At 41.1% G+C, this 23,733-nt stretch carries 18 protein-coding genes and 5 tRNA genes; 18 read left to right on the forward strand and 5 right to left on the reverse strand.

All coding sequences use genetic code 11. The annotated features are described in order from the left end of the window. The first annotated feature begins 71 nt into the window (after positions 1–71). From FC26_RS04285 to FC26_RS04315, 7 genes are all read left to right on the forward strand, one after another. Positions 72–144 (forward strand) — tRNA-Asn (locus FC26_RS04285). Positions 145–193: 49 nt separating this feature from the next. Beyond that, positions 194–266 (forward strand) — tRNA-Thr (locus FC26_RS04290). A gap of 105 nt (positions 267–371) precedes the next feature. Continuing rightward, on the forward strand, positions 372–1,253 hold the full coding sequence (locus FC26_RS04295; protein WP_057778129.1) for a LysR family transcriptional regulator: 882 nt from the start codon (positions 372–374) through the stop codon (positions 1,251–1,253). 501 nt (positions 1,254–1,754) lie between these two features. Further along, positions 1,755–3,254 (forward strand): peptide MFS transporter, encoded by a 1,500-nt coding sequence (locus FC26_RS04300; protein WP_057778131.1) that lies wholly within the window; start codon positions 1,755–1,757, stop codon positions 3,252–3,254. Between the two features lie 71 nt (positions 3,255–3,325). Continuing rightward, on the forward strand, positions 3,326–4,147 hold the full coding sequence (locus FC26_RS04305) for a metallophosphoesterase (RefSeq protein ID WP_057778133.1): 822 nt from the start codon (positions 3,326–3,328) through the stop codon (positions 4,145–4,147). Between the two features lie 63 nt (positions 4,148–4,210). Next, a tRNA-Tyr gene (locus FC26_RS04310) sits at positions 4,211–4,293 on the forward strand. Between the two features lie 7 nt (positions 4,294–4,300). Further along, positions 4,301–4,372: transfer RNA gene (locus FC26_RS04315), tRNA-Gln, on the forward strand. A 167-nt stretch (positions 4,373–4,539) separates the two neighbouring features. On the opposite strand, the gene FC26_RS04320 is transcribed toward FC26_RS04315, so the two are convergent. Continuing rightward, positions 4,540–5,937 (reverse strand): aspartate ammonia-lyase, encoded by a 1,398-nt coding sequence (locus FC26_RS04320; RefSeq protein WP_083483746.1) that lies wholly within the window; start codon positions 5,935–5,937, stop codon positions 4,540–4,542. A 228-nt stretch (positions 5,938–6,165) separates the two neighbouring features. On the opposite strand from FC26_RS04320, the gene FC26_RS04325 reads away from it, so the two are divergent. The 6 genes from FC26_RS04325 to FC26_RS04350 all read left to right on the forward strand — a co-directional run bounded on the left by FC26_RS04325 (position 6,166) and on the right by FC26_RS04350 (position 14,898). After that, a complete protein-coding gene (locus FC26_RS04325) occupies positions 6,166–6,816 on the forward strand; it encodes an MIP/aquaporin family protein (RefSeq protein ID WP_057778136.1) in 651 nt (216 codons plus the stop codon). Between the two features lie 355 nt (positions 6,817–7,171). Then, positions 7,172–7,858, forward strand: a complete 687-nt coding sequence (locus tag FC26_RS04330; protein WP_057778137.1) for an EAL domain-containing protein — start codon at positions 7,172–7,174, stop codon at positions 7,856–7,858. 160 nt (positions 7,859–8,018) lie between these two features. Beyond that, on the forward strand, positions 8,019–9,791 hold the full coding sequence (locus FC26_RS04335) for a diguanylate cyclase (protein ID WP_057778139.1): 1,773 nt from the start codon (positions 8,019–8,021) through the stop codon (positions 9,789–9,791). Between the two features lie 306 nt (positions 9,792–10,097). Next, positions 10,098–11,612 carry an ATP-binding cassette domain-containing protein gene (locus FC26_RS04340; RefSeq protein ID WP_057778141.1) on the forward strand — a complete coding sequence of 505 codons (1,515 nt, stop codon included), beginning with the start codon at positions 10,098–10,100 and terminating at the stop codon, positions 11,610–11,612. Between the two features lie 75 nt (positions 11,613–11,687). Beyond that, entirely contained in the window at positions 11,688–13,094 is a 1,407-nt protein-coding gene (locus FC26_RS04345) for an MDR family MFS transporter (RefSeq protein ID WP_057778143.1), read from the forward strand. Between the two features lie 394 nt (positions 13,095–13,488). Continuing rightward, a complete protein-coding gene (locus FC26_RS04350) occupies positions 13,489–14,898 on the forward strand; it encodes an amino acid permease (RefSeq protein ID WP_057778144.1) in 1,410 nt (469 codons plus the stop codon). 133 nt (positions 14,899–15,031) lie between these two features. Here FC26_RS04350 and FC26_RS04355 read toward each other — a convergent pair whose 3' ends face one another. Then, entirely contained in the window at positions 15,032–15,292 is a 261-nt protein-coding gene (locus tag FC26_RS04355; protein ID WP_057778146.1) for a hypothetical protein, read from the reverse strand. Between the two features lie 176 nt (positions 15,293–15,468). Here FC26_RS04355 and FC26_RS04360 point away from each other — a divergent pair. Next, a tRNA-Gln gene (locus tag FC26_RS04360) sits at positions 15,469–15,540 on the forward strand. 420 nt (positions 15,541–15,960) lie between these two features. On the opposite strand, the gene FC26_RS04365 is transcribed toward FC26_RS04360, so the two are convergent. Together FC26_RS04365 and FC26_RS04370 are read right to left on the reverse strand one after the other, a co-directional pair. Further along, positions 15,961–17,142, reverse strand: a complete 1,182-nt coding sequence (locus tag FC26_RS04365) for a spr1629 family repressor/antitoxin (RefSeq protein ID WP_057778148.1) — start codon at positions 17,140–17,142, stop codon at positions 15,961–15,963. A gap of 14 nt (positions 17,143–17,156) precedes the next feature. Then, positions 17,157–17,921, reverse strand: a complete 765-nt coding sequence (locus FC26_RS04370; protein ID WP_057778149.1) for a spr1630 family ClpXP-sensitive toxin — start codon at positions 17,919–17,921, stop codon at positions 17,157–17,159. 157 nt (positions 17,922–18,078) lie between these two features. Here FC26_RS04370 and FC26_RS12965 point away from each other — a divergent pair, with 157 nt between their 5' ends. From FC26_RS12965 to FC26_RS04390, 4 genes are all read left to right on the forward strand, one after another. Beyond that, positions 18,079–19,608: a hypothetical protein gene (locus FC26_RS12965; RefSeq protein WP_191978876.1), complete on the forward strand. Its 1,530-nt coding sequence runs from the start codon at positions 18,079–18,081 to the stop codon at positions 19,606–19,608. Positions 19,609–20,036: 428 nt separating this feature from the next. Next, positions 20,037–21,020 carry a hypothetical protein gene (locus FC26_RS04380; RefSeq protein WP_057778151.1) on the forward strand — a complete coding sequence of 328 codons (984 nt, stop codon included), beginning with the start codon at positions 20,037–20,039 and terminating at the stop codon, positions 21,018–21,020. Between the two features lie 163 nt (positions 21,021–21,183). After that, the gene (locus FC26_RS04385) at positions 21,184–21,474 is read left to right on the forward strand and encodes a helix-turn-helix domain-containing protein (protein WP_057778153.1); all 291 of its coding nucleotides are present in this window, start codon (positions 21,184–21,186) and stop codon (positions 21,472–21,474) included. A 5-nt stretch (positions 21,475–21,479) separates the two neighbouring features. Then, positions 21,480–22,634, forward strand: coding sequence for a site-specific integrase (locus FC26_RS04390; RefSeq protein WP_057778155.1), 1,155 nt, complete (start codon positions 21,480–21,482; stop codon positions 22,632–22,634). Between the two features lie 385 nt (positions 22,635–23,019). Here the strand turns inward: FC26_RS04390 and FC26_RS12845 are convergent, their stop codons facing one another. After that, positions 23,020–23,115, reverse strand: a complete 96-nt coding sequence (locus tag FC26_RS12845; protein ID WP_162259966.1) for an AbrB/MazE/SpoVT family DNA-binding domain-containing protein — start codon at positions 23,113–23,115, stop codon at positions 23,020–23,022. Positions 23,116–23,733 lie beyond the last annotated feature (618 nt).

Below are 23,733 nucleotides of genomic sequence, written 5' to 3' on the forward strand. Positions count from 1 at the left end.
CAAGCTTCTAAGCGCCGAGAGTAGTTGGGGGATCGCTCCCTGCGAGGGTAGGACGTTGCCATGCACATTATTCCGGCATAGCTCAGTTGGTAGAGCGCCTGACTGTTAATCAGATTGTCGACGGTTCGAGCCCGCCTGCCGGAGTTATTTCGGGAAAGATGTTAGCTGTATTAGTTAGCATCTTTTCGTTTATGCCGACTTAGCTCAGTTGGTAGAGCATCGGTGTCGTAATCCGGGGGTCACAGGTTCGAATCCTGCAGTCGGCATTATCAAAGGTTTACAACCTTTCAAAAAGTCATATAATCACTTAATGGTGATTATATGACTTTTTTGTTTATGTACACGAGTGTGAAAGGAAAGTGATCGAAAAAATGGAAATCCGACTATTACGTTACTTTTTGACAATTGCCGAGGAAGGTACTATTTCGAGGGCCGCGGCGGTATTGCACATCACACAACCGACGTTAAGTCGTCAATTAAAGAATTTGGAAATCCAGCTTGGCAGTCCTCTTTTTACGCGAGACGCACGTCAAATGGAGTTAACGGAAGCAGGACTATTTTTAAAAAGTCGAGCAACTGAAATTTTAATGCTTAGCGATGCCACTGAAAAAGAATTTATTGATCGTAAGCAACAGCTGTTTAGCGGTAATATTGCTATTGGTTGTGTGGAAGCTGATAATTCCGACACATTGGCACTTATGTTAGAAGAATTTATTGCAGATTATCCGCAGGTTACGTTTAGCATGTTTGATGGTACTAGTGAGGATATTCGTGACCGACTGGATAAGGGGTTATTAGATGTTGCGATTTTACTGGAACCAATTGAAACCAGCTGTTATGTTAAACTTGTCTTACCACGAGTTGAACGTTGGGGGCTAGCAGTTGCAGCTACAAGTCCCCTAGCTCAACGAGACTGGATTGCACCACAGGATTTACCTAATCTGCCATTAGTAGTTGGTGGTCGGACGGAAGTAAGGGATTTGCTCACGACATGGTATGGTCATGCGATTGACGAACTAAGTATAGTTGGAACGATGAATCTGGGCTTTAATACGATGCCACTGGTTATTGATGGCAAAATTGTCACCTTATCGATAGAAGGCGCAATAACCGCCTACCATAGCTCAGATGTTAAGTTCGTCCCATTTAAACCGGAATTGAATACAAATTGTGTGTTAACTTGGAAACAAGGGCGTCAGATGAGTCCGGTTGTAACTGAATTTATTCGTCGTTTTCGGGAATCTTTTGGGTAATATACAAATTCTACTCAGTTTAGAGAATAATTTACCAGAATAGTGCAAAAAAATATTAATTTTACTTAGAATAATTCAATAATGTGAATTTGATTAATAGTCACTCACCAGATCACCATATAGTTATTAGCAATTGATGAAAATTAAACGCTTTATTGTGTTAATCATGATCGGATAATGAGAAGTAATAAAGCTAAGGTAAATAGTTGTGGGACACTGGATCATGTTAATTCAGATAGATTAGGTTTTCAATCATAAATAACTTTGAGCAGATATAATAAAAGCATTCTCATTAAAAAGACATTATTATTTGAAAAAATGGCAATATTATGATATAAAAATAACGTTTTATAATGATATTTTAATACTTAATTGACGTGAAATATCATGAAACGGTATAATTGACCTCATACTTTCGTAGAAAGTTCGTTTCTGATTTAATAATTTGCTCACTTTGCACTCATTACTTCAGTATTTTTCTTATGATTTGGAGGAAACACCTTGGGAAAGCAAAAGAATACTGATACGTCATTCTTGGGACAACCAAGAGGCCTATCAACATTGTTCTTCACGGAAATGTGGGAACGATTTAGTTATTACGGAATGCGTGCCATTCTGTTGTTCTACATGTACTATGCTGTTAGCAAAGGTGGCTTAGGTTTCGACCAAGCAACTGCTGCGTCAATTATGTCAATTTACGGATCCTTGGTTTATATGTCTGGTGTTGTTGGTGGTTGGTTAAGTGACCGTGTCTGGGGAAGTCGACGAACTGTTTTCTTCGGTGGGGTACTGATCATGTTTGGCCACATTGCGCTGTCGTTACCGTTCGGTGCTACCGCACTGTTCGTATCCATCGCTTTGATCGTTGTCGGAACTGGTTTATTGAAGCCTAACGTTTCCGAAATGGTTGGTGGGCTGTATTCAGAAACCGATCATCGGCGTGATGCTGGGTTCAGTATGTTTGTTTTCGGAATTAACTTGGGAGCTGCCGTATCACCTTGGGCAGTACCATTTGCTGCCAACGGCTTTGGTTTCCATGCCTTTGGTAATACGATGAACTTCCATGCTGGGTTCTCACTGGCTGCGATTGGAATGTTTCTTGGATTGATTCAATACTATTTTGATGGTAAGAAATACCTTTCAAAGGATAGTCTTTATCCTCAAGACCCGATTGAAAAGGAAAACTTGCGGCCCATCATTATCTGGTCAGTAATCGGTGTGATTGCATTGGCTGCCATAATCGGATTACTTGGTTTGACTGGCAATCTGAATATTGATAATGTCATTTGGATTATCACGATTGTTGCCATTGCACTACCAATTATTTACTTTGTTATGATGCTCAGCAGCCGGAAGGTTACGAAGGTTGAACGCTCCCGTGTTTGGGCCTATGTGCCACTGTTCATCGCTGCTGCTGTGTTCTGGGCAATTGAAGAATCAGGATCAGTGGTGTTAGCCTTATTTGCAGCTAATCGAACTGTCTTGCATGTGGGCGGCTGGCATTTTGCCGCCGCGAACTTCCAAACGTTGAATCCACTGTTTATCATGATTTTGACACCGTTCTTTGTTTGGCTGTGGAGTACTTGGGATAAACAACCAAGTGCACCAGGTAAGTTCTCAGCCGGTCTGATCTTTGCTGGGGCTTCATATCTATTTATGGCACTGCCTGGGATCATCCATGGAACAACCGCTGGACGAGTAAGTCCTTTCTGGTTAGTGGGCTCATGGTTTATTGTTGAAATTGCCGAAATGTTGATTTCACCAATTGGTTTATCGGTTACGACTAAGCTAGCGCCGAAGGTCTTCCAGTCACAGATGATGAGTATGTGGTTTCTTGCGGATGCTGCTGGTCAAGCGGTCAATGCGCAAATCGTTAAGCTATACTCAGCCAATACTGAAATTATTTACTTCGTCGCTGTCGGTCTTGTCAGTGTCGTATTCGGGATTGTGCTCTGCTTCTTTGTAAAGCCAATTCATCGTCTTATGGATGGTGTTGATTAATTTAGCAATTTTCAAACGTCGAAACGCCTGTTTCGGCGTTTTATTATACATATAACGAGGGAGGCATCGTGATGGTTAAAGTAGCATTAACCAGTGATAATCATTTTGATATTAATCAGGTTGACAGTGATGAAATGTTGAAACAACAAGCACAGTGGTTAGTCGATAACGGAGTCAAGCTGTATCTCATTGCGGGCGATTTATTCAATGATTTTGCACAAAGTGTTCGCTACATCGAGCGGCTTCAAGGAGAACTTGGTCATGCGCTTCAGGTCCGTTGGATTGCAGGTAACCATGACATGCTCCATTCTGTGAGTTACCCGGAACTAACGCATTATGAAAGCCCACATTTTATGCATAACCGGCTGGAAACCATTCCTGGGACCCAGTGGTGTTTAATCGGGAATAATGGCTGGTATGACTATACATTGGCTGAAAAGTTACCGGAGAAGCAAGATTTTGCCCAATGGAAGCAAGCGTACTGGATTGACAGTATTATCGATCAACCAATGACCGATGAAGAACGAATGGAAATCGTACTGCAGCAAACCGAGACATTGTTGAAGCAAGCGCGACAACAAAGACGGCAAGTGGTATTTATGACCCATTTTGCACCCCGAAAAGACTACATTCAGGTTCATCCAGAACTACGAATGTGGAACATGAGTAATGCAATGATGGGAAGCCAGCGATTGGGACAACTATTGGAAGCGTATCAGGTTTCTCACGTGCTGTTTGGTCATTTACATTTGAACGTTAAACCGCGGCAATTTGAGCAAACAACGTACTATAATCAAGCGGTTGGATACCACCGTCGGCGTCGTAATGAGTGGCAGCGCGATACTTTCTTTGAACAATGGCAGCAAAAATTAGAATTTATTAATCTAAGCTGAAAATTCAAAAAAATTGTTGCATTTTGAGGGTGAATTTTGTAAGATATAATAGTTGATTGTTTCGGAGGGGTAGCGAAGTCTGGCTAAACGCGGCGGACTGTAAATCCGCTCCTTCGGGTTCGGTGGTTCGAATCCACTCCCCTCCATTTTTATTGGGCTATAGCCAAGTGGTAAGGCAACGGGTTTTGATCCCGTGATGCGCTGGTTCGAACCCAGCTAGCCCAATTAGGTACTATCGGATGGTGTTGTAAAACGTTTGAGAAAACGGATTACAGCATTTTTTTTGCATTTTATTTAGAACTAAGTGACTAAAATGGTGCCAATTTGTGCGACAAAAAAACTGAGATTGGTCAAAACCAACCCCAGAAAGTTTTAAATCATAAAAATAGTGGTTATTTTGAGGTGCCGATTGCATGCGCAGTGGGTGTGGTACGGTTTAGCAGCCGATCGTTAGAGAAAAGCTGTTCAACTTGTTCTGTTGGGAGAAGTTGCTGATCAATCAGTAATTGTTTGACCGATTGTCCCGTTTTCATAGCTTCTTTGACGATTTTTGTGGTGGTGACGTAGCCCAAGATTGGTGCAAGAACAGTGGCTGTAATTGCGGAATTTTCGACCATCTGCTGGCAGTTGTCCGCACAAGCGACAATATCGGCTAGGCAGTTTTGGTTAAGTGTTTGGATGGCATTGGTCAAGAAGTGTTCACTTTGTAGAATATCACGGAACATGATGGGTTCGAACGCATTAAGTTCGAGTTGACCAGCTTGAGCAGCCATTGTGACGGTGGCGTCATGACCAATGACTTCAAAAGCAGCTTGATTAACGACTTCTGGAATGACCGGATTAATTTTGCCAGGCATAATGGAAGAGCCCGCCTGTTTAGCTGGTAAAATCATTTCGTTCAGACCTGCTTGGGGGCCACTTGATAGGAGCCGAAGATCGTTTGCGATTTTGATGAGATCAACAGCCAGTGATTTTAGTGAATTTGAGAATTCAACGAAGCTATCACAATTTTGTGTGGCATCAATTAAATCTTCAGCTTGAACCAGATGATCGTTGGTCAATTCGTTGAGATAATCGACAACATGTTCGCGGTAAAAATCAGTGGCATTTAGTCCGGTACCAATCGCCGTGCCGCCAAGATTAATCGTATGTAGTGCTTGAGCGGCATAGGTAATGCGATCGATGTCGCGATTAATCACTGTGTGAAAGGCATGGAAACTATTTCCGAGTGTTGTTGGTACGGCATCTTGCATCTGGGTGCGACCAACTTTCACGACTTCTGCAAAGACAGTGGCTTTTGCACTTAGAGTGGTAGCCATCTCATTAACTTGCCGCAATAGTTTTGGCAGTAAATGAATCATTGCCATTTTTCCAGCAGTGGGGAACGTGTCGTTAGTGGATTGTGACTGATTGACGTCATCATTAGGGTGAATTTTAATTTCTGGGTTATGATGCATCGCAAGATTAGCAATCACTTCGTTGACGTTCATGTTTGCCGAGGTGCCAGCACCGCCCTGAATGGCTGGAACGATGAACTGATCGGCATGATCGCCTAGCAACAGTTCATTACAGGCAGTGATAATGGCGTGCCCTTTTTCCTTAGATAAAGTTCCGGCAGCTACATTAGTTTGTGCAGCTGCCTTTTTAATTTGAATAAGTCCTTTGACAATCAAGGGATGAATTTTTTCAGTGCTGATGGGGAAGTTTTCAATCGCTCTAACAGTGTTGATGCCGTATAAAACATTGTCATGAATTTCTAGTTTACCGATGCAATCCTCTTCAATACGCATATTCATCCTCCAAATAATTTTAGTCCGTAGAACAGTGTACCGAATTTAAAATTTAATTCAAGCATAATTTTATGGTGTGACAGCGTCATTATGAATTTTGAATACGAGATTGTTTAGTGGACAGATCAAGTGATTAGTCAAAAATCACCCCGTAAAAGGATGCTAACTAGTTGTTCACCCGTGATTTAGAAGATACAATAATAAAGTATTGGATGGGAGGTGTTTGATTTGCGTAAATATATTTCAGAATTTTTAGGAACTTTCTTACTTGTTTTTCTTGGAACTGCGACTGTTGTGATTGCTAAGGGCGATGTTTTAGCCATTGGACTGGCGTTTGGATTGGCCATTACCATTTCAGCGTATGCGTTCGGAGGTATTTCTGGGGGCCATTTTAATCCTGCGGTCACAACTGCGATGTTAATTAACCGTCGTATTGGTGCAGTAGATGCATTATGCTATATTATTTCTCAAATTATTGGTGCGATTGCAGCTAGCTTTTTCGTTCAACTCTTTGTTAAAGCGTTAGGCTTTAAAGCAACCGCCTTGGGCCAAACAGATTTTCCAACAATTAGTGCCTCAATGGCAATGCTAGTAGAAGGGCTCATTACGTTCCTATTTTTAATGGTGATTTTGAATGTGACAAGTGACGACCACGGTAACAGTGATTTTGCCGGCTTAGTTATTGGGATTACACTGGCATTTCTCATCATCGTGGCTTTGAACTTGACGGGTGGTTCATTGAACCCAGCTCGTTCAATTGGCCCGGCCTTGTTTGCTGGAGGTTCAGCTGTATCTCACTTGTGGGTCTATATTGTGGCGCCCGAAATCGGGGCAATTTTGGCAGCCTTTTGCTCTCGTATTTTAGGTAGCGAAGACTAAACTGTCAATCAGAAGTGTGTACTTACAGATATACGTATAAAATTAACAAAAAACAGTTAAATGTGTAAAAAATACAAATTTAATCAGCGTTGCTATATATTTTTAATCATGAATATGGTTTAATAATAGTCAAATATAGCATGCTCACTTCAGAATTGGAGACGACCCGGACGTAGAGCCACTAATGGCTGCTATGGAAGGGTCGTTTTGTTTTTTTAGGTTTGTACATTGTGGGCAAATTCTGGATGAACGTCATATCAAAAAAATAGGATTCAGTAGTTTATGTATAACATGGGTAACTAGTGGCAGCTATTAATTGTTATGTCGATGATGAAATAGTGGAGGAAGGGATAAGATGATTAAATTTTTAGGACAGCCGATCTATGATGTGGCCTCTGGTAAACGTTATGGATATGAATTATTTATTCGTGAGGAAATTAATCATGAATTAGTTATGCCGGTGGATTTTAGCCGGTATGGTGCAACTGAAATTACACAATTACTAGCTAAAACGGTACGTCATTTATCGGAAGATATTCAAATGTTGGCTTTTAATTTAGATGAACGTCAGTTTATTGATCATCATTTTCTTCAACCACTTGTCAAATTACAACGTCAGACATCCGTTAAAATATGTATTGAATTAACTGAGCGCTTGGGGGCCGGAGAAGCGCCCGTTGCAGCACGTCAGTTAGTCGACGCGGCGCGGAGTTATCAACGCGCTGGCCTCCACGTTTGTTTAGATGATGTGGGAACGGGAAATAATACAGCGGCGCTAGTTGGGTTATTATTGCCGTACGTTGTTGAGTGTAAGTTTGCTTTACAGAACGTACGAAACTGGGAAACCTGTGACCGGATTAAAACGGAACTCCATTTTTGGCGCGCGTTAGCGGCAAAACAGCATATTCAATTCGCACTAGAAGGAATTGAAACACAACCCGACCTGAAATGGGTACAGGAGTTTGCACCTGATTTGGTCCAAGGTTATTATTTTGGGATGCCAGGAGAGATGACAGATACGAACGACTCCTTGGTTAATTAGACTAAATTCAAATAATTGCTAAGTAGATGAACGTTTCAAAGACGTTCGTCTCTTTTTTTTGAAACGTCCTCGTGAAATTTAGGTCAACATCTTGAGCACCTATGTGAATTAGGGCATGATAATAGATGAATAACTATGAAGTAGAAATGAAGGATGTTACATGACATTTAATTTGTGGGCGTCACAGTTACTGATCTCTATTTTTTTCATCGCGGGATTCATTACCTATTATGAATGGCATGTGCGATGGGCACTAGGAACTCGTGGTGACTTAACCACCAGGCAAAGACTAGCACGGCTCTCATTGCCAGCAGTAATTGTCTTATTGAGTATTTGGCTGCAATACACAACGTATACACGAGAAATTAGTGTGCCACTATATTTAAACCTCCAACTATTTGTTCTTGCTTATCCATTGCTTAATGACCGGTTAACGTCATGGGAGTTCTGGATACAGGGGTTAATTGGTGGCTTATTTTGGTTTATCAATCATACATTCATTCCGGAGCTCTTTTTAAGCGTGGCCATTATTTTAATTATTCAGGGACTCATGCTACGTTATTTTCGCCCCATTATTCGCTATAATTGGTGGGCCCACTTGATTTACGCGGCCGTCCTGTCGATTACGTACTGGTTAACGTATCTGGGGATCAATGATGGGCAGCGCGTTGGCTATATCGTCATTTTTATGATCATGAGCGTTTATTCATGTACATATAGTAATGCCACCCATCGTCGGAGTGAGGAACGGGCAACGCTTACCCGAGAAGTTAATTATGATACACTGACAAATGCTAAAAGCTATACTAAATTTTTAGAAGAGGCAACCCAACTATTTGAGCAAATGAAGCGGGATAATCATCCAATGACGTTTGTTGAATTAGATTTGGATAATTTCAAGGCAATCAATGATAAGTATAGTCATCTGGCTGGCAATGGCGTACTAGTGACGGCAACACGGACGCTAAAAGCGACACTCGACGATTATGAAGGTTCTTGGGAACTATATCGAACTGGTGGTGAAGAGTTTGTTATTTTGCTCCCCAATGCGTCTCTGGAGCAGTCCATTCCGATCATTCGTCAATGCTGGGCGGCAATTGACAGAATTGATTATCACCATAATCGTGAAGCAATCCAAATCACGGCATCGTTTGGGGTAACCACGGTGCAAGCACAAGATGTCGTTTTGGATGATGTGTATGGGCGTGCGGATGATAGTCTATATGTTTCGAAGCAGCATGGACGAAACTGTATTACCATTGACGGAAAAACACTAGATGCCAACCCATTTGCAACTGTGGTTGTGACGCACACGTTTTTCACGCAACCGATTATCAAACTGCCGACGCAGCAAATCGTCTGTGAAGAGCTCCTGATGCGCATTTTTGATCAGGGGAAGTGGCGTTTGCCGGTCCAATTTGACCTCGGCATCACGACACAAGTCTCCTTAATGGAACGCTTACTCGGCGAATTACAGGTTAAATCACTGAGTATTAATCTGACCGTTAATCAATTTACGAATGAACACAATTGCCAACAATTAGTTTTATTCGTGAAACAGACGCCGCAACTGCATTGCTTAACGGTAGAAATTAGTGCGTTGCCATCGATGACACAGCTGCAAGCATTTGGGCGTCGTTATCGTAATGCAGGCATTCGAATTATGATTGACGATGAATTAAAACTTCCAGGCCCAAACGCATCAGCTGACTTTGTACCCTATGTCGATGGCGTGAAGCTCAACTTACACCAGATACTAGGTGATACGTCATTTATCATTCAAGAGTGGCAAACGCTGATGAATATCAATAAAAAGCAATTGATTCTCGAAGGAATTGAAAGTCGGGAAGATTTTGAACTGGCCCAGAAACTAGGGATTATGTTTGGACAAGGCTACTACTTTAGTCGGCCCGTTATGCCAAGAATGATCTAAAAGGATCGGTTTATCTGGCGAATATTGGTAAACCAAAGAGAGGACAATGAAGAACTCGCGGTAGCGTGAATCTAACTAATATGCTATAGTGAAAACAACTTTTGAAAACACGGAGGAATTCAGCCAATGCGCATCTAATCATTTCAACTCATTTTTAATTTATCGAGTCGATCGATAAATCCCAAATATGATTGGAACTGATTAGGATTCGTGCAGGCTGTTTTTCAAAATAGTCGGCATACCTGGAAACGGGTATGCTTTTTGTGTGCACTCATTGATTCGGTTCCAACGCGAGGAGATGGCGATATGCAACAAATTAAATTAGCAGATATTGAAGCAACGGTAGCGGGGAAGTTTTTGTTTTCGGCGGCAGCGTTGACGGCAAGTACCGGGGATGTGATCGGGATTGTTGGTCATAATGGCGCTGGCAAGACGACTTTAATGAAAATAATCAGTGGCGATAGTCACGTATTTACTGGGCAGCGACACGTAGCACAATCAGTGATGATTGTTGATCAAGTGTTGCCGTTTGATGAGCGCAGCGGGGGCCAGACTGTGATGGCGCAGGTGCGCACTGCGCTGGCGGCCAAAACAGCTATCCTAATTCTCGATGAGCCAACCACCAACTTGGATCAGCAACATCAAAGTTGGTTAGTTTCAAAAATTAAGCAGTATGCTGGAACTTTATTGGTAGTCTCCCATGATCAAAATTTTTTACGCCAAATTGCAACTAAAATGTGGGCGATTGAAGATCAAACTTTTCATGAATTTAACGGCACCTTTGATGAGTATTGCCGTGATCAGAAGCAGATAACCGAGCGGCAGCAGCAAGAATACGAACGGCAGCATCGTCAGGAGCGCCAGCTTAAACAGGCTGTACAACAACGACAACAAAAAGCTCAAAAAATTCGCCGGGGAAGTCGACGAATGGGGCGTCTTGAACGGGCCAATACCAAATCCATTCGGGAGCAAAATGCCGGAAAGATGGAGCAGGGCGCGAAGGCACTTTTGAAGCGTGCAGAGCGACAAGTAAAAGTGACTAAGCCAGTTACGAGTGCAAAAATTAAATTGATGCCAACCGATTTTCCGGTATTTCATGGTAAAACCGTACTGAGAACCGATGATTTAATGCTGGAACGCGACGGTCATATGCTATTACGACATGCCACGATGGCGCTTAAACCAGGCGAGCGACTCGCTTTAATGGGGCCTAATGGTAGTGGTAAATCAACACTGATAACATGGATCATTGGCCATAATCAACAGACACAAATATCGCCACGGGCCAAAGTAGGATATTTTAATCAGGATTTAACCCAATTAGATGGTCAACTGACTGTTTGGCAACTATTAAGTCGGGTTGGAGTGCTTGATGATGACCGCACACGTCAAATTGCGGGAGCCTTTGGGGTGCATGCGGCTGTGTATGACCAGAGAATTGATACCCTGAGCGGTGGCGAACGCGTTAAGCTTCAAGTTTTAAGTGTGATCATCAGTGATAGTAATGTGTTGATTCTTGACGAACCAACGAATTTTCTGGATGATCAGGCGTTGGCGGCACTCGCAGATTATTTAGTGGCGTATCCGGGCACGGTTTTGTTTGTCTCTCACGATGAGGCATTTGTTAATCAAGTAGCGACCCGTCGAGTGGTGATTGAACATCAGCTACTTAGAGATCCCGCAAAGACGGTTTTGCAGGCTCGGCCGGCAACTAAGTTACCACTGCTGCAATTAAAATACGATCGGCTCATGTCAGATCCAGATGCCGATAGTGGGGTGTTGCAACAGCTTAAACGCGAAATCGAGCATCTTAAACTATAAAAAAGGGTTAGCTTGCGATTACCAAGGGGTGTATTAGAATAGAAGAGAGCAGAATTTTTGGGAGGCACCATAGTAATGAATGCAATTGATCGAACTGGAAAAAAGTATAATCGATTATGGTTTGTGATCACTTTGTTGGCAGGAACGTTTACGATGTCGATTAGTCAGTCATCGTTGTCTACCGCCTATCCGACCCTGATGCGGTATTTTGATATTTCTGCATCGACGGTTCAGTGGTTAACGACTGGTTTTATGCTGATTATGTGTGTCACAATGCCGATGAGCCCGTGGTTGCTCAATAATGTGAGTTTTAAGCGTCTTTTTTTGACGATATTACTTGTGTTTGATGCTGGCACTTTAGTGATTGTTCTCGCCCCGTCTTTTTGGGTGATGATGGTTGGTCGAATAATGGAAGCAATCGCTGTCGGCGTCTTGTTTCCGTCATTTCAGTCGGTCCTGCTGACAATTACTGATGAGCACCAACGTGGCAAGACAATGGGGATGGCCGGATTGGTAATGGGGTCCGCGTTAGCCTGTGGACCAATCATTTCAGGCATTGTGCTGAATTACTTTTCCTGGCGGGGCCTATTTGTTGTTTTTATGCTAGTGATCTCACTTGTTTTTGTGGGGGCACTGGGGGGCCTGATTCGGGATGTAATGCCGCAAAAGAGCAGTCACTTGGATTACTGGTCTGTCATTTTATCGGTTGGATTGATCGGAGTTTTGTACGTCATTAATCAAATTGGCCAGAAAAATGTCGACTGGGGCAAAAATAGCATGCTCTTGGTAGTGAGCGTCGGCGCCTTAGTGTGGTTCGTCATCCGACAATTTCACTTAACTACGCCACTTCTTGAACTCAGGGTGATGAAAACCATTAATTTTGATTTAGCGGTCATTTTAACGGCCATTTCGTACGTTGCTTTGATCGTGACAACGATCATTTTTCCCCTGTATTATCAGGAGGTACTTGGCGTGTCGCCATTAATTTCCGGGTTGGCACTTGTGCCGGCGGCTGTATTTTTAAGTATTTTGAATCCACTCACAGGTAAGCTGGCAGATAAGGTTGGCTTTCGGCGCGTCATGTTGACGGGGATGGGACTGATTGTGCTGGGGTGGCTACTGGTAACCGCCTTAACAGAGCAGCTTAATATCTGGATTATGATGGGTTGTGCCATGATTATCGAAGGAGGCAACGCATTTGTAATGATGCCCGCGGTGACGATGGGGGCCAACGCGTTACCAACTCAGCTAGTACCCCATGGGACCGCAGTGACAACAACGATTCGACAAATCTTAGGATCGACTGGAGTGGCAGTTGCAACGTTAGTCTTGACGACGGTCACCCAACATCAGAATATGAGCGGTGTCGCAGCCAGTGTCGCGCAAATCAGTGGTTTTCGAGTGACGTTTATACTGATGCTGGCGATTGAACTGGTAGGGTTAGTACTTGCACTAGCACTACGAGACACACAAGCAGAATAGAAAGATTGTCGGTAAAGTCTCACCAAATTGGTGGGGCTTTTTTAATTAAAATTAATAGATTATGAGAAATATAATTATGCAATATTAGCCTTATTACGGGTTAATGTCTGGCCTATGGATTAGTGAATAATAATCGGATTAAAAATAAAATTAAAAAATACTAAGAAATGGTCTATACTTAAGTGAGGTTTGAAGAATCTTAATTGAATATTGAGAATCGGTTAACAAACTTAACCATGATGTGATGACGAACAATTAATCTTAACCATTGTCAACTTTAAATGTATCAGATTAATGGGAGCTTTTTTGACATCTTCAAGTTTTAGGGGATAATTGACGTAATTGTTGCAAATATCTTAAAATAGAATATTCGATATTCTTTAAGGAGGCCTTTATGAAAAATAAGAGAAGTTTATTTATCCGCAAAGATATTGCAACGGATATTTACAAGAAAACTGGTTTGGAAAAATCACTAACAGCGTTTAGTTTAATTACCATGGGTGTTGGGGCGATTGTGGGGGCCGGAATTTTTATTACGCCCGGCATTATTGCCGCTAAGTATACTGGGCCAGGTGCGATGCTGGCGTTTGTGTTAGCCGCAGTTGTGTGTTCACTCGCCGCACTTTGCTATTCTGAATTTTCTTCGACGATCCCGTTAGCCGGAAGTGCCTATACATATATTTATGCTGTGTTTGGTGAGTTCATCGCCTGGATTTTAGGATGGGCCTTAGTGTCTGAATACTTATTCTCGGTATCTGCAGTGGCGGCAAGTTGGTCAGCGTATTTTCAAAATATTTTGGTTGGGTTGAACATTCACATGCCGGAAGCGTTGACGGCTGCGTACGGGACAGCCGGTCATCCAGGGGCCTTTTTCGATTTACCCGCGTTTGTGATTATCATGATCCTATCGTTGTTACTTTCGGGTGGGGTTCGTGAATCGGCTCGGGTGAATGCCATTATGGTGGTTCTTAAAATCATTGTGATCGTGCTCTTTATTGTGGTGGGTGTTTTCTACGTTAAGCCGGCAAACTACAGCCCGTTCTTACCATTTGGTGTTAAAGGGGTGGTTTCTGGTGCCGCGGTAGCTTTCTACGCCTACATCGGGTTTGATGCCGTTTCAACGGCCGCTGAAGAAGTGAAGCGACCACAACGCAATGTACCAATTGGCATTATTGGGTCATTATTAATCGCAACGGTACTGTATATTGCCTTGTCGGCCGTATTGGTGGGGATTGTTAAGTACACCAAATTAAACGTTGCGGATCCCGTGGCGTATGCTTTACATTTTATTCATCAAGACTGGGTTTCAGGAATTGTATCGTTAGGCGCTGTTATCGGCATGACTACGGTGTTAATTGTGTTCCTTTACGGTGGCACACGATTAGTTTTTGCAATCAGCCGTGATGGGTTACTACCACCATTCTTTAGTAAGTTAGCCCCCAAAAGTCATGCACCGGTTGTTAATACATGGGTTTTTGGGATTGTTGGGAGTATCTTTGCATGCATTATCCCCATTGATAAAATTACGGAGTTGGTCAACATTGGGACCTTGTTTGCGTTTGCGATGGTTTCAATCGGGATTGTGTTCTTGAGACGGAGCCCGGATTTTGCACACCTTGATTCAGCATTTAAGGTGCCGTTTTATCCCGTATTACCGATTATTTCCTTTATTTTGTGTGTTATTTTAATGTTGGAATTAAAATTATTTACGTGGGTGGCCTTCTTCATTTGGCTCATTATTGGATTGTTTGTCTATTTCGGATATGGCTATCGTCATAGTTCAGTCCGTAATAAAAATAACTAATTAAATAAAATGTCCTCTAACTGTTAGACTGTACCTAGCAATTAGAGGACATTTTGTTTTGGTACCATTACCTGATGAAACGATTAAAAAAGGCTCGCTCGGAAATAAGATAATGGGGTGATAATTGTGTTATTTACTTGCTCTTATCTTCCATTTCATGCTTGAATCGCATTCGACTCAGGTACATGTAAATGATTAAGCCAATGAAAACAACGGTGACGCTCAGTAAAGAAGTGGCTAGGTAGGCGCCAGAGATGAGCATGAGAACCGCATAGCGAGCAAAATCAATTTTTTCGTAATAGGTTCGCATGTAGCGGGTACGGATTAGCCCACGGAGGCCATAAATGACAAGAAACGCACAGATAATGAGGTGTAAGATAGGGACGTTATTCAATCCATTCAACTCCAGTTATTAGTTAATACGACCATTCTAACGATGATCGACTATTAATTGCAAGTAATTAATAGATGTTGAAAAATTAATTTTAAATTTTACTTGTCAGCGCCTATGTTTTTTTGTATAATATTTCTTGTCGGGTAAACGAGTTAGTGTTTACACGTACGAATCTTTGGGCTATAGCCAAGTGGTAAGGCAACGGGTTTTGATCCCGTGATGCGCTGGTTCGAACCCAGCTAGCCCAATCGTTACGCCTTAAGGACCGTTATAACAACGCGAAAACGTTGATATGACGGGCTTTTTTATTTTTCGTTTTTTTCGAAAAAGTGCCAAATTTCGGCGTTTTGGCACAGATAATGGCACCACTTTTGAATTTTGCCAAAAGATGGCACCACTTTTTTAAGACGCCTAAACCGCGTCATGTCAGCATTTATCGAGCAAAGAAGGTCGACTTTCGGTTGGTGCCAAACTTAATTGGCACCAACCCCACCGGAAATGGCACCAGTTTTTGATGCGACCGGTTAAAGGAAACTTGCAAACCGTTTAACTTTCAATTAAATTGTCACTTATTAAGCTCTATTACCTCTTTGCTTTTTTTACTATCATCTGGGTTGTAACCAAAAACAGCCATGTAGCGTCTGATATCGACGTCACATGGCTGTTTTTTAATTACGAAACTTATCAATTGAAATAATATTAGTAGCGGAAAAATAATCAGGCTTAGGTGCCACATATTCATCGAAAAAATCGGGATTTAGATTAAAAAGCTTAACTAAAAAAGAGGGGATGATATGAAAGATATTTGATAAATCCGGAACAGCCAATACTTGTTTTTTGTAAATTAGCTGTAGTAATGATTTTACCCGTCCAGGTTTGATTGGAACGATTTCATCGTCCAAAGGTTCAAATGTTTTGTACTTCTTTTTAGTTAATTGCCCATAAAAATACCGATTTTCCTGATAATTCATGAGGCCTAGTTGATAGGCATGATAGCCCATAGCGGCAATTGACACCAAATACTTCCGTTTTAAATCCAAATATGAATCGGGATTAGATTTACGCTGTAATTCGGCAAAGTCGGCGGTAAATTCCTCTTCTGGAAGTAAAAAATCAGCGGCAAATAAATTTGCTTGATGCTCGATTTCCCGATGTTCTTTCTTAGTCAGAGATTCCATATCAATATCTTCATGCATAAGAAGGTGCCCAAGTTCGTGGGCTAGATCGAAATTGCGACGGACAGCTGTTTTTTTGAGACTGCCAAGAATAATAAATGAACGGTTGTGTTTGGTAATCACGCTATAGGCATCGATTTCAGTACCGAGATCTTTCTCAAGAATATAGATACCACTAGATTCTAGGACATACATTAAATCCTTATTGTGATGTAACTGCAAGGATTGCCGTGAGTAACTGGCAATTTTTGCAATTGAACGTGGAATGTCTTCTACGAACTTGCTTGAGTGAAGAAAAGGCTTGATTTGCAATTGCAGTTTGGTAATGGAAGATGTCGGTGTTACTAAAAATTTTTCAAAATAATTAATATAGTAATCAACATAATCTAAGTAGGTTAGTTCTAACTTTGTCTTTTTACGTGAATCCCGATCTTTTGCCCGATACGCGACATGTTCTTCTGAAACGACAGGCTCTATAAAAGTCGTCTGAAAGAAAAATTTTGTATCAACAGAAAATAGGGTTTTAATCTGATTCAAAATTTCAATCCGTGGCACAAGGTTGTCGGTTTCATACTGCCATACAGCTTGTTCAGAAATCGTCAACTTGTCGGCGAGTTCTTTCCGAGAGAGACCATTTAATTCACGTAGCTGGGTCAGCTTCTCTCCGAAAAACATAAACATACACTCCTTTAACTTTCTGGATTTTGCTCCTCTTCGGCTGCAATTTCATAGCCGAAGGGTTGATCCGTATATTGTGCGTCAGGTACTTTATCACCTCTGACCGCATCAAATTCTTCAGTTTCGATTGTCACCATACTATTTTGGATCAAGTCGGTCAAGTCTTTCACGATGACCAAGCTCATGGAACTTGGATCGGGCATTGTTAATTTAATTGAACTGATTTGGTACGCTTTGTCAATTTCGTAGGTGACGATGTAGAAACGATCAAAATCAGAAGTTTTGAAGCTGTCAGAGGCAGAACTTCTGATTTCGTTAATCGGCAGCTCTAGTTGAACTGAGTGATTTGTACTGGTTCCAGAAACTTGTCCAGACTTAAATAAATGTTGATTAATTTTTGCATATTCACGTAAGTAGTTTTTATCGGGTTGTGAGACTTTTTTGCCATCAAAATTTTTCTTTGCAGACCGTGAACCCTTGATGAAAATGAGTGCTTTACCCGTTTCGTCAGACTTAGGCGAAGTAGCGGTGAATTGAAGATATTCCCACACGTAACCGGCTTTTGCTGTACTAAAGTCGATTGTTTGATTATTCTCAACTGCTACTGCGACTTCTGAATCAATGTGGTTACCCTTTGTCCACGCATATGCGGCACTAACTTTAAGATTTTGTTTTGCACGGATACGTTCATCAAGATAACTTTTGTAGCCGGACATAATTCCAGTAACAATTTGTTGCTCAAGATTGGACGGCAGCTCCATTTTTTTCGATGACATGATTTTAGCCTCATTTCTAATGTTTAACACCATTATAGTATGGATTTTAAATAAAGACAGTAAAAAGTGGTTTTTTTTTAAAGTTCAATTTTTTAAAGTGGTATAATCATAAGGGAATTACTATTAGAGTTAAAAATTGATAGAATGTGGTGGGTTTATGTCAAGAAAAGTTACAACATTTGATGTATTAATGTCTTGTCCGGATGATATAGTTCAAAAGGGATACCTTAACACAATTGAAGCAAGTGTTCAGTTGTTTAATGCTACCGTTGGTGACTCGAATGGGGTGAGTATCCAAACTAAACATTGGTCTAAAAATAGCTTCCCAGAATCGGGTGGAAAGCCGCAAGATCTTTTAAATCATCAAATAGTTGACAACTGTGACGCAACAATAGCGTTATTTGGTAGTAGATTTGGAACTCCAACGGATCGTTTTGGATCAGGAACTGAAGAAGAAATCGAAAGAATGATTGAATCGGGTAAACAGGTTTTTATGTATTTTGTTGAGGAACCTGTTGACCCAGCTAGCGTTGATCCGGAGCAATTAAAACGAGTTCAAGATTTTAAGAAAAAATATCAAGAACAAGGAATTTTTAGTGTTGTTAAATCTAAAGAACAATTGGAAGGAGAATTAAGAACTCACTTATTTTATTATTTCTTGAAAAAAATTTTAGATCCCGATGATCAAAACCGTGAGACTTCGAACATAGTACTTTCAAATGAAAATAATGAACAGACTATGCCGCTGCAAAGATTTCATTTAAGCAATTCTGACTTTGTAAAAAATCAGTTAGAAAAAATTAAATTGTCAATCATACAAGAAAATAAAAAGGTAATAAAGAAAATTGAAAACAATGAACATGCGGCTGACTGGATGCCAAAATCTCAGTTTGCATGGCAAAGTCACTCTAAGCCAACAGCGGTTTCGATAGATCAAGACGAACAAACTGTGATAAAACGATTTGCAGAAGTAAATGGTATCGAACTTAATTCAGAATTTTTTTCAGTTGGTAACTTATCCGAAATTGATTACAGAGCTGGTTCTTTTTTTGGAAGTACATATAGGTTACAAGGTACCGAAGAAGAAAAAACAAAGTATGATAACCTGATTGAAATTTATAACCAGATAAAGCAACAAGATGCGTTCAAGGTCTATTTTGCAAGTTTGGACGAACTTCGGTATGTTAATTTGCTTATATCAAATACTGGAACAACTTATGATGAGGACATAGAGATTACGTTACGTACTCCTGAAGGGACAGTCGTGAAAGCCGATGACTTGTTGGTACCGGGGGAAGATATCATTAAACAATTTACCGATGAAGGCGTCATTAGTAACATATTTGGATTGAAGGAAACTTCAAAAATTGCAAAATATGATTTTACGTCATATCAGATACCTTATACCCCAGGATTATCCATTCCTGGTTATAGTGAAACAAGTGCAGAAAAATACGAAAAGGCATCTACTAAATATTATGATTTACTCGATAATCTTTTTGAGTACGATTATTTTCAAGAAGATGGAATGGATATTGTTAAGCTACACTTAGATTATTTAAAGCAGCATAGTGCGATGTGGTTCCCAACTAAGCTATTTTTCAAAGCAGGTATCAAACAGATAGATTATGAAATTACGACAAAGCAGAACCCTGAAATTCTGAAGGGGCAAATTTCAATATTATAATTAAATACAATACGTATTCAATGGAGAGTAACGAGATAATGATGACTTCCATATGAGTAAATTACGTAATAATTAGGACCGTTATAACAACGTGTAAACGCTGATATGACGGTTTTTTGTTTTTCATTTTTTTTTTTAATTACTAAATTTCGTCGTTTTAGCACAGATAATGGCACCACTTTTTTTAGAACGTCTAAACCGCGTCATGTCAGCATTTATCGAGCAAAGAAGGTCGACTTTCGGTTGGTGCCAAACTTAATTGGCACCAATCCCACCGGAAATGGCACCAGTTTTTGATGCGACCGGTTAAAGGGAACTTGCAACCCATTTAACTTTCAATTTGATTTAAGCTCCTTTCGTCGCTAGAACCCCGTTGGTTCTTTTTGAAACCAAAATTCGAGTTCTTATAATGAAGGGAGTCCTTTAATATGGACCAATTATCACCACATATTGCGCTGCTTAATCGTGATCAGGAAGACGAGGCACCGATCTTTTATCACCCGCAAACAGGGACGTGGGGCGTGAATCAGTTACAGCTGCTGTTTTTATCAAAGATGCTCGTCAAGAAGACGCAATCCACATTGACGATTAACGACACGATGAAGAACCTCATTAGTAGTGTCACGATACTCGCACGTCTGAATGGAAATGAATTTACCCCGAATACCAGTCACTACTATATCCCGTTTTTAAATGGAATTTGGAGCTTTGCGACCCAACGTCTGCTCGATGTTACTGATCCGGTCGTCTCGGCAATGCATTTGCGAGATGAACAGATTATCCGGACCGAGGTGCCGGAAGCGGCAAACGATCAGTATCAGCAACTGGCCGAAAAATTAATTGCGCCAATCGGCAATGCCGAACAAAGAACACAGTTTTTGAACATTCTGGCGACCATCCTGTTTGAACAAGATGGTCATCAGCCAATCAATATTAGTTGTCCATCCACAGATTTTATCCACAAGTGGGTGGATTTTTTAGATGATCTGTTAATAACGCCCATTTGTAAAATTACGCTAGATGACTTTAATGATCCCAATGCGACTTGGCCGTATTTCGAAACCGATACGAAATTGTTACTGGTGACAATGCCGGAGGACGATAATGTACTGTCTGAAACGGGGATGGTCCGTTATCGACAGTTAATGGATCAACAATTAGTCGTGACGAATGGGCGTTATCAACAGGTGGATAACTCACCACGTTTGATTATCAGCGGCCGTTATCCACTTTGTTTCCACAGTTTGGATTGTGAATCGCAGATGGCGACCCAGTCCGTCCAAATCACAGACTTTGACGAACAGGAAGATTCTGAAGTTCCAGAAGATCTGATTAGCGAAGTATTGCCCTACGTGGTGCAACTACTAATCAAAAATTATGTTCCAAAAGGATTAATCAGTACACCGCAATGATCCGTATGAGCCAGTGGTCATCATGTAAACCGCATGATATCGGGCAATTGAGCTTGCTTTTGAGGAAAAATACCAAAGCCATTTTGGCCTCCCACGCGCACTCACGCTCCCGAATTATTTGCGCGTATACTAGCCAGCATACTAATTAGGGAGGTTTTTGCTCATGAAGCAGATTCAAATCGTGTTAAGCGATCAACAAGTAGAAGAGATTGTTAATGGTACCGCGCAGGTCATTGCCGAGAAGATGGCAGACGACGTGGACAAGTATTTTGGGAAGAAACGGTATATGAACAAACAGGACGCATGTGAGTACCTGGGTGTTTCACCGTCAACGATCTCCAAGTGGGTCGCAGAAGGACTCCGGGAGATTCGTTTTGGTAAAAACATTCGGTATGATCCTGTGGACTTGAACGAGTTTATGACCGCACATAAGACAGAAGAATTTAGGATGTGATATGAATGGCGACCTATAGTAAATATCAGGACAAGGCAGGACATGACAAGTGGGAAGTGTATGTCGATCTCGGTCATGATCCGCTTACTGGGAAACGATTGCGACCACATCGGCGAGGCTTCAAAAGTCAAAAAGAGGCGGAAATGTGGTCGGCTCACAAACAAGTTGAATTTGAAAAGAGCGGGTTTTGGTCGTCAGAAGGATTGACGTTTAAAACACTGTGCCAACGGTGGCTGGATTTCGAGTATCGTAATCAAGTCAAGGAATCGACGTATGCTAAAACGGTGGATATCTTTCGGCTGCATATTCTACCCTATTTGGGCCGACAACAGGTTGAAAAGTTAAGTGTTAATTTTTGCCAGTCTGTGGTCAATAAATGGTTTGATGAGGGGTTTAAGCAGTACCGACGCTTTCGGACCTACGTGATCAATGTTTTTGACTTTGGTATTCGGATGGAACTGATTGTGCGAAACCCGATGAGCAAGACCAGTATTCCCAAAAATAAAAATGCGGTTGAGATTCACTTTGACGAGTATTACGAGAAGCCAGAATTAACCAAGTTTTTAGCATGTGCCAAAGCCAATGGCAATCAAGAATCGTTTATGTTCTTTCGGTTGTTGGCCTATACCGGCATGCGAAAGGGCGAAGCGTTGGCACTGGACTTTGCGGATATCAATTTTGAAAATCGGGAACTTTCGATTAACAAAACGTTGTCGCAAGGGGTGAACGGACGCCTCGTCATCCAAACACCGAAGACTAAAACCAGTGTGCGCGTCATTTCACTAGATGAAGAAACGCTGCGGCTATTGTCGGAATGGCAAGAATATGTCACCATGAAGTTTGACGTGCTGGGTTACAAATGTACGACTGGTCACCAGCTGATCTTTCCGAACGAAAAGAATTCGCTGGCCCAGCCATCGGTTCCCGATCATTGGAACCGCTCGATTTGTGATAATTTCAAGCTCCATCGCATCAAGATTCACGCTTTTCGACACACATTTTGCTCGTTATGTGCAGAGGCCGGGATTGATCTGCCATCAGTTTCGAAGATGTTAGGCCATGCCGATCTGCGAATCACGACGGAGGTTTACCTCCATGCCACACGGCATAAACGAAAACAAGCAGTCGATGCGTTTGCGAATTTCATGGATATCTCTTAGTAAGGGTCCCTTTGGGGGATCCTTTTATTTTTACCATTGCGACCATGGAGACGAAGCTGAATTACCAATTAATATAAGCTGCACTGTAATATAGTAAAAAGGACTCACCAGTTTGGTATCTTAGGTTACATTACTAAGAATAGATTCGGTGAGTCCTTTTACTGTTAAATTAAGTTTGACGAAATTTGTGACGCCATCTTGATTATTAGCCATTAATCATCCAGTCATGGAACGCTGAGGTTTGTTTTGGGTCATATTTTCCGTCTTGATCTGTTTTAACGACTTCAACAGGAATATTTAATTGGGCAAATAACGTGTCCCAGTCGGCATTGGTCGGAACCTTACGACCAATAATGGCGCCTGATTCGTCAACAGTCCATGCGATCTAGACGCCAGGCTTAATGTCTAGCATGTCACGAATGGCAACGGGGACGGTCACCTGACCGTTTTGGAAAACTTTACTTGTTTTGGTGATTGTCATATCATATCAGTCCTTTAATTATCATTGAAAACTCTTCAATTCAGGTACCGGCAGTGTATACGCACTCAATATGTGGAGTATACAGCGGCTACAACTATAAAACTAGCTTTAATTTCTGAAGCCGTGAACACACTACGGTGTGTTTTTGCCGTGCTTAGCTCTGATAAAATTCCGTTTTTTAGCTATTCTTATCTCAAATGAGAAAAAGTTTCATTTTTACTATAACTATTCGGAATGTTTCAGCATAAATTATGTAGAAATTTGAGTAAATAAATTAAACTTTTTGGAAAAGGGTTTAGATTATGTAGTGAAAAATTGGTTAGTTTAGCTGTTAACTCGACAGAAAATTGAAGCAGTTTTCCGATTTAAGTACGTGAAAAATCACAACTTGATTGTTGGTTACATCATAAATTACTACAAAAATAAAAATTTTTGACCATCAGCATCGAACCAATATTGTCAAAACCTTAATAACATAGGATTTGAGAAAATGATATATTTAATGTATTTACAATAAACATGGCAATATAAATTAAATATAAATATATTTAAATTTAAATGTTGTAAATAGCAGCGGTAAAATGCAGGAAAAAGGCAATTAAGAATTGTCGGTTTTCC

The organism is Paucilactobacillus vaccinostercus DSM 20634, from assembly GCF_001436295.1.
GTDB classification, from domain to species: Bacteria; Bacillota; Bacilli; order Lactobacillales; family Lactobacillaceae; genus Paucilactobacillus; species Paucilactobacillus vaccinostercus.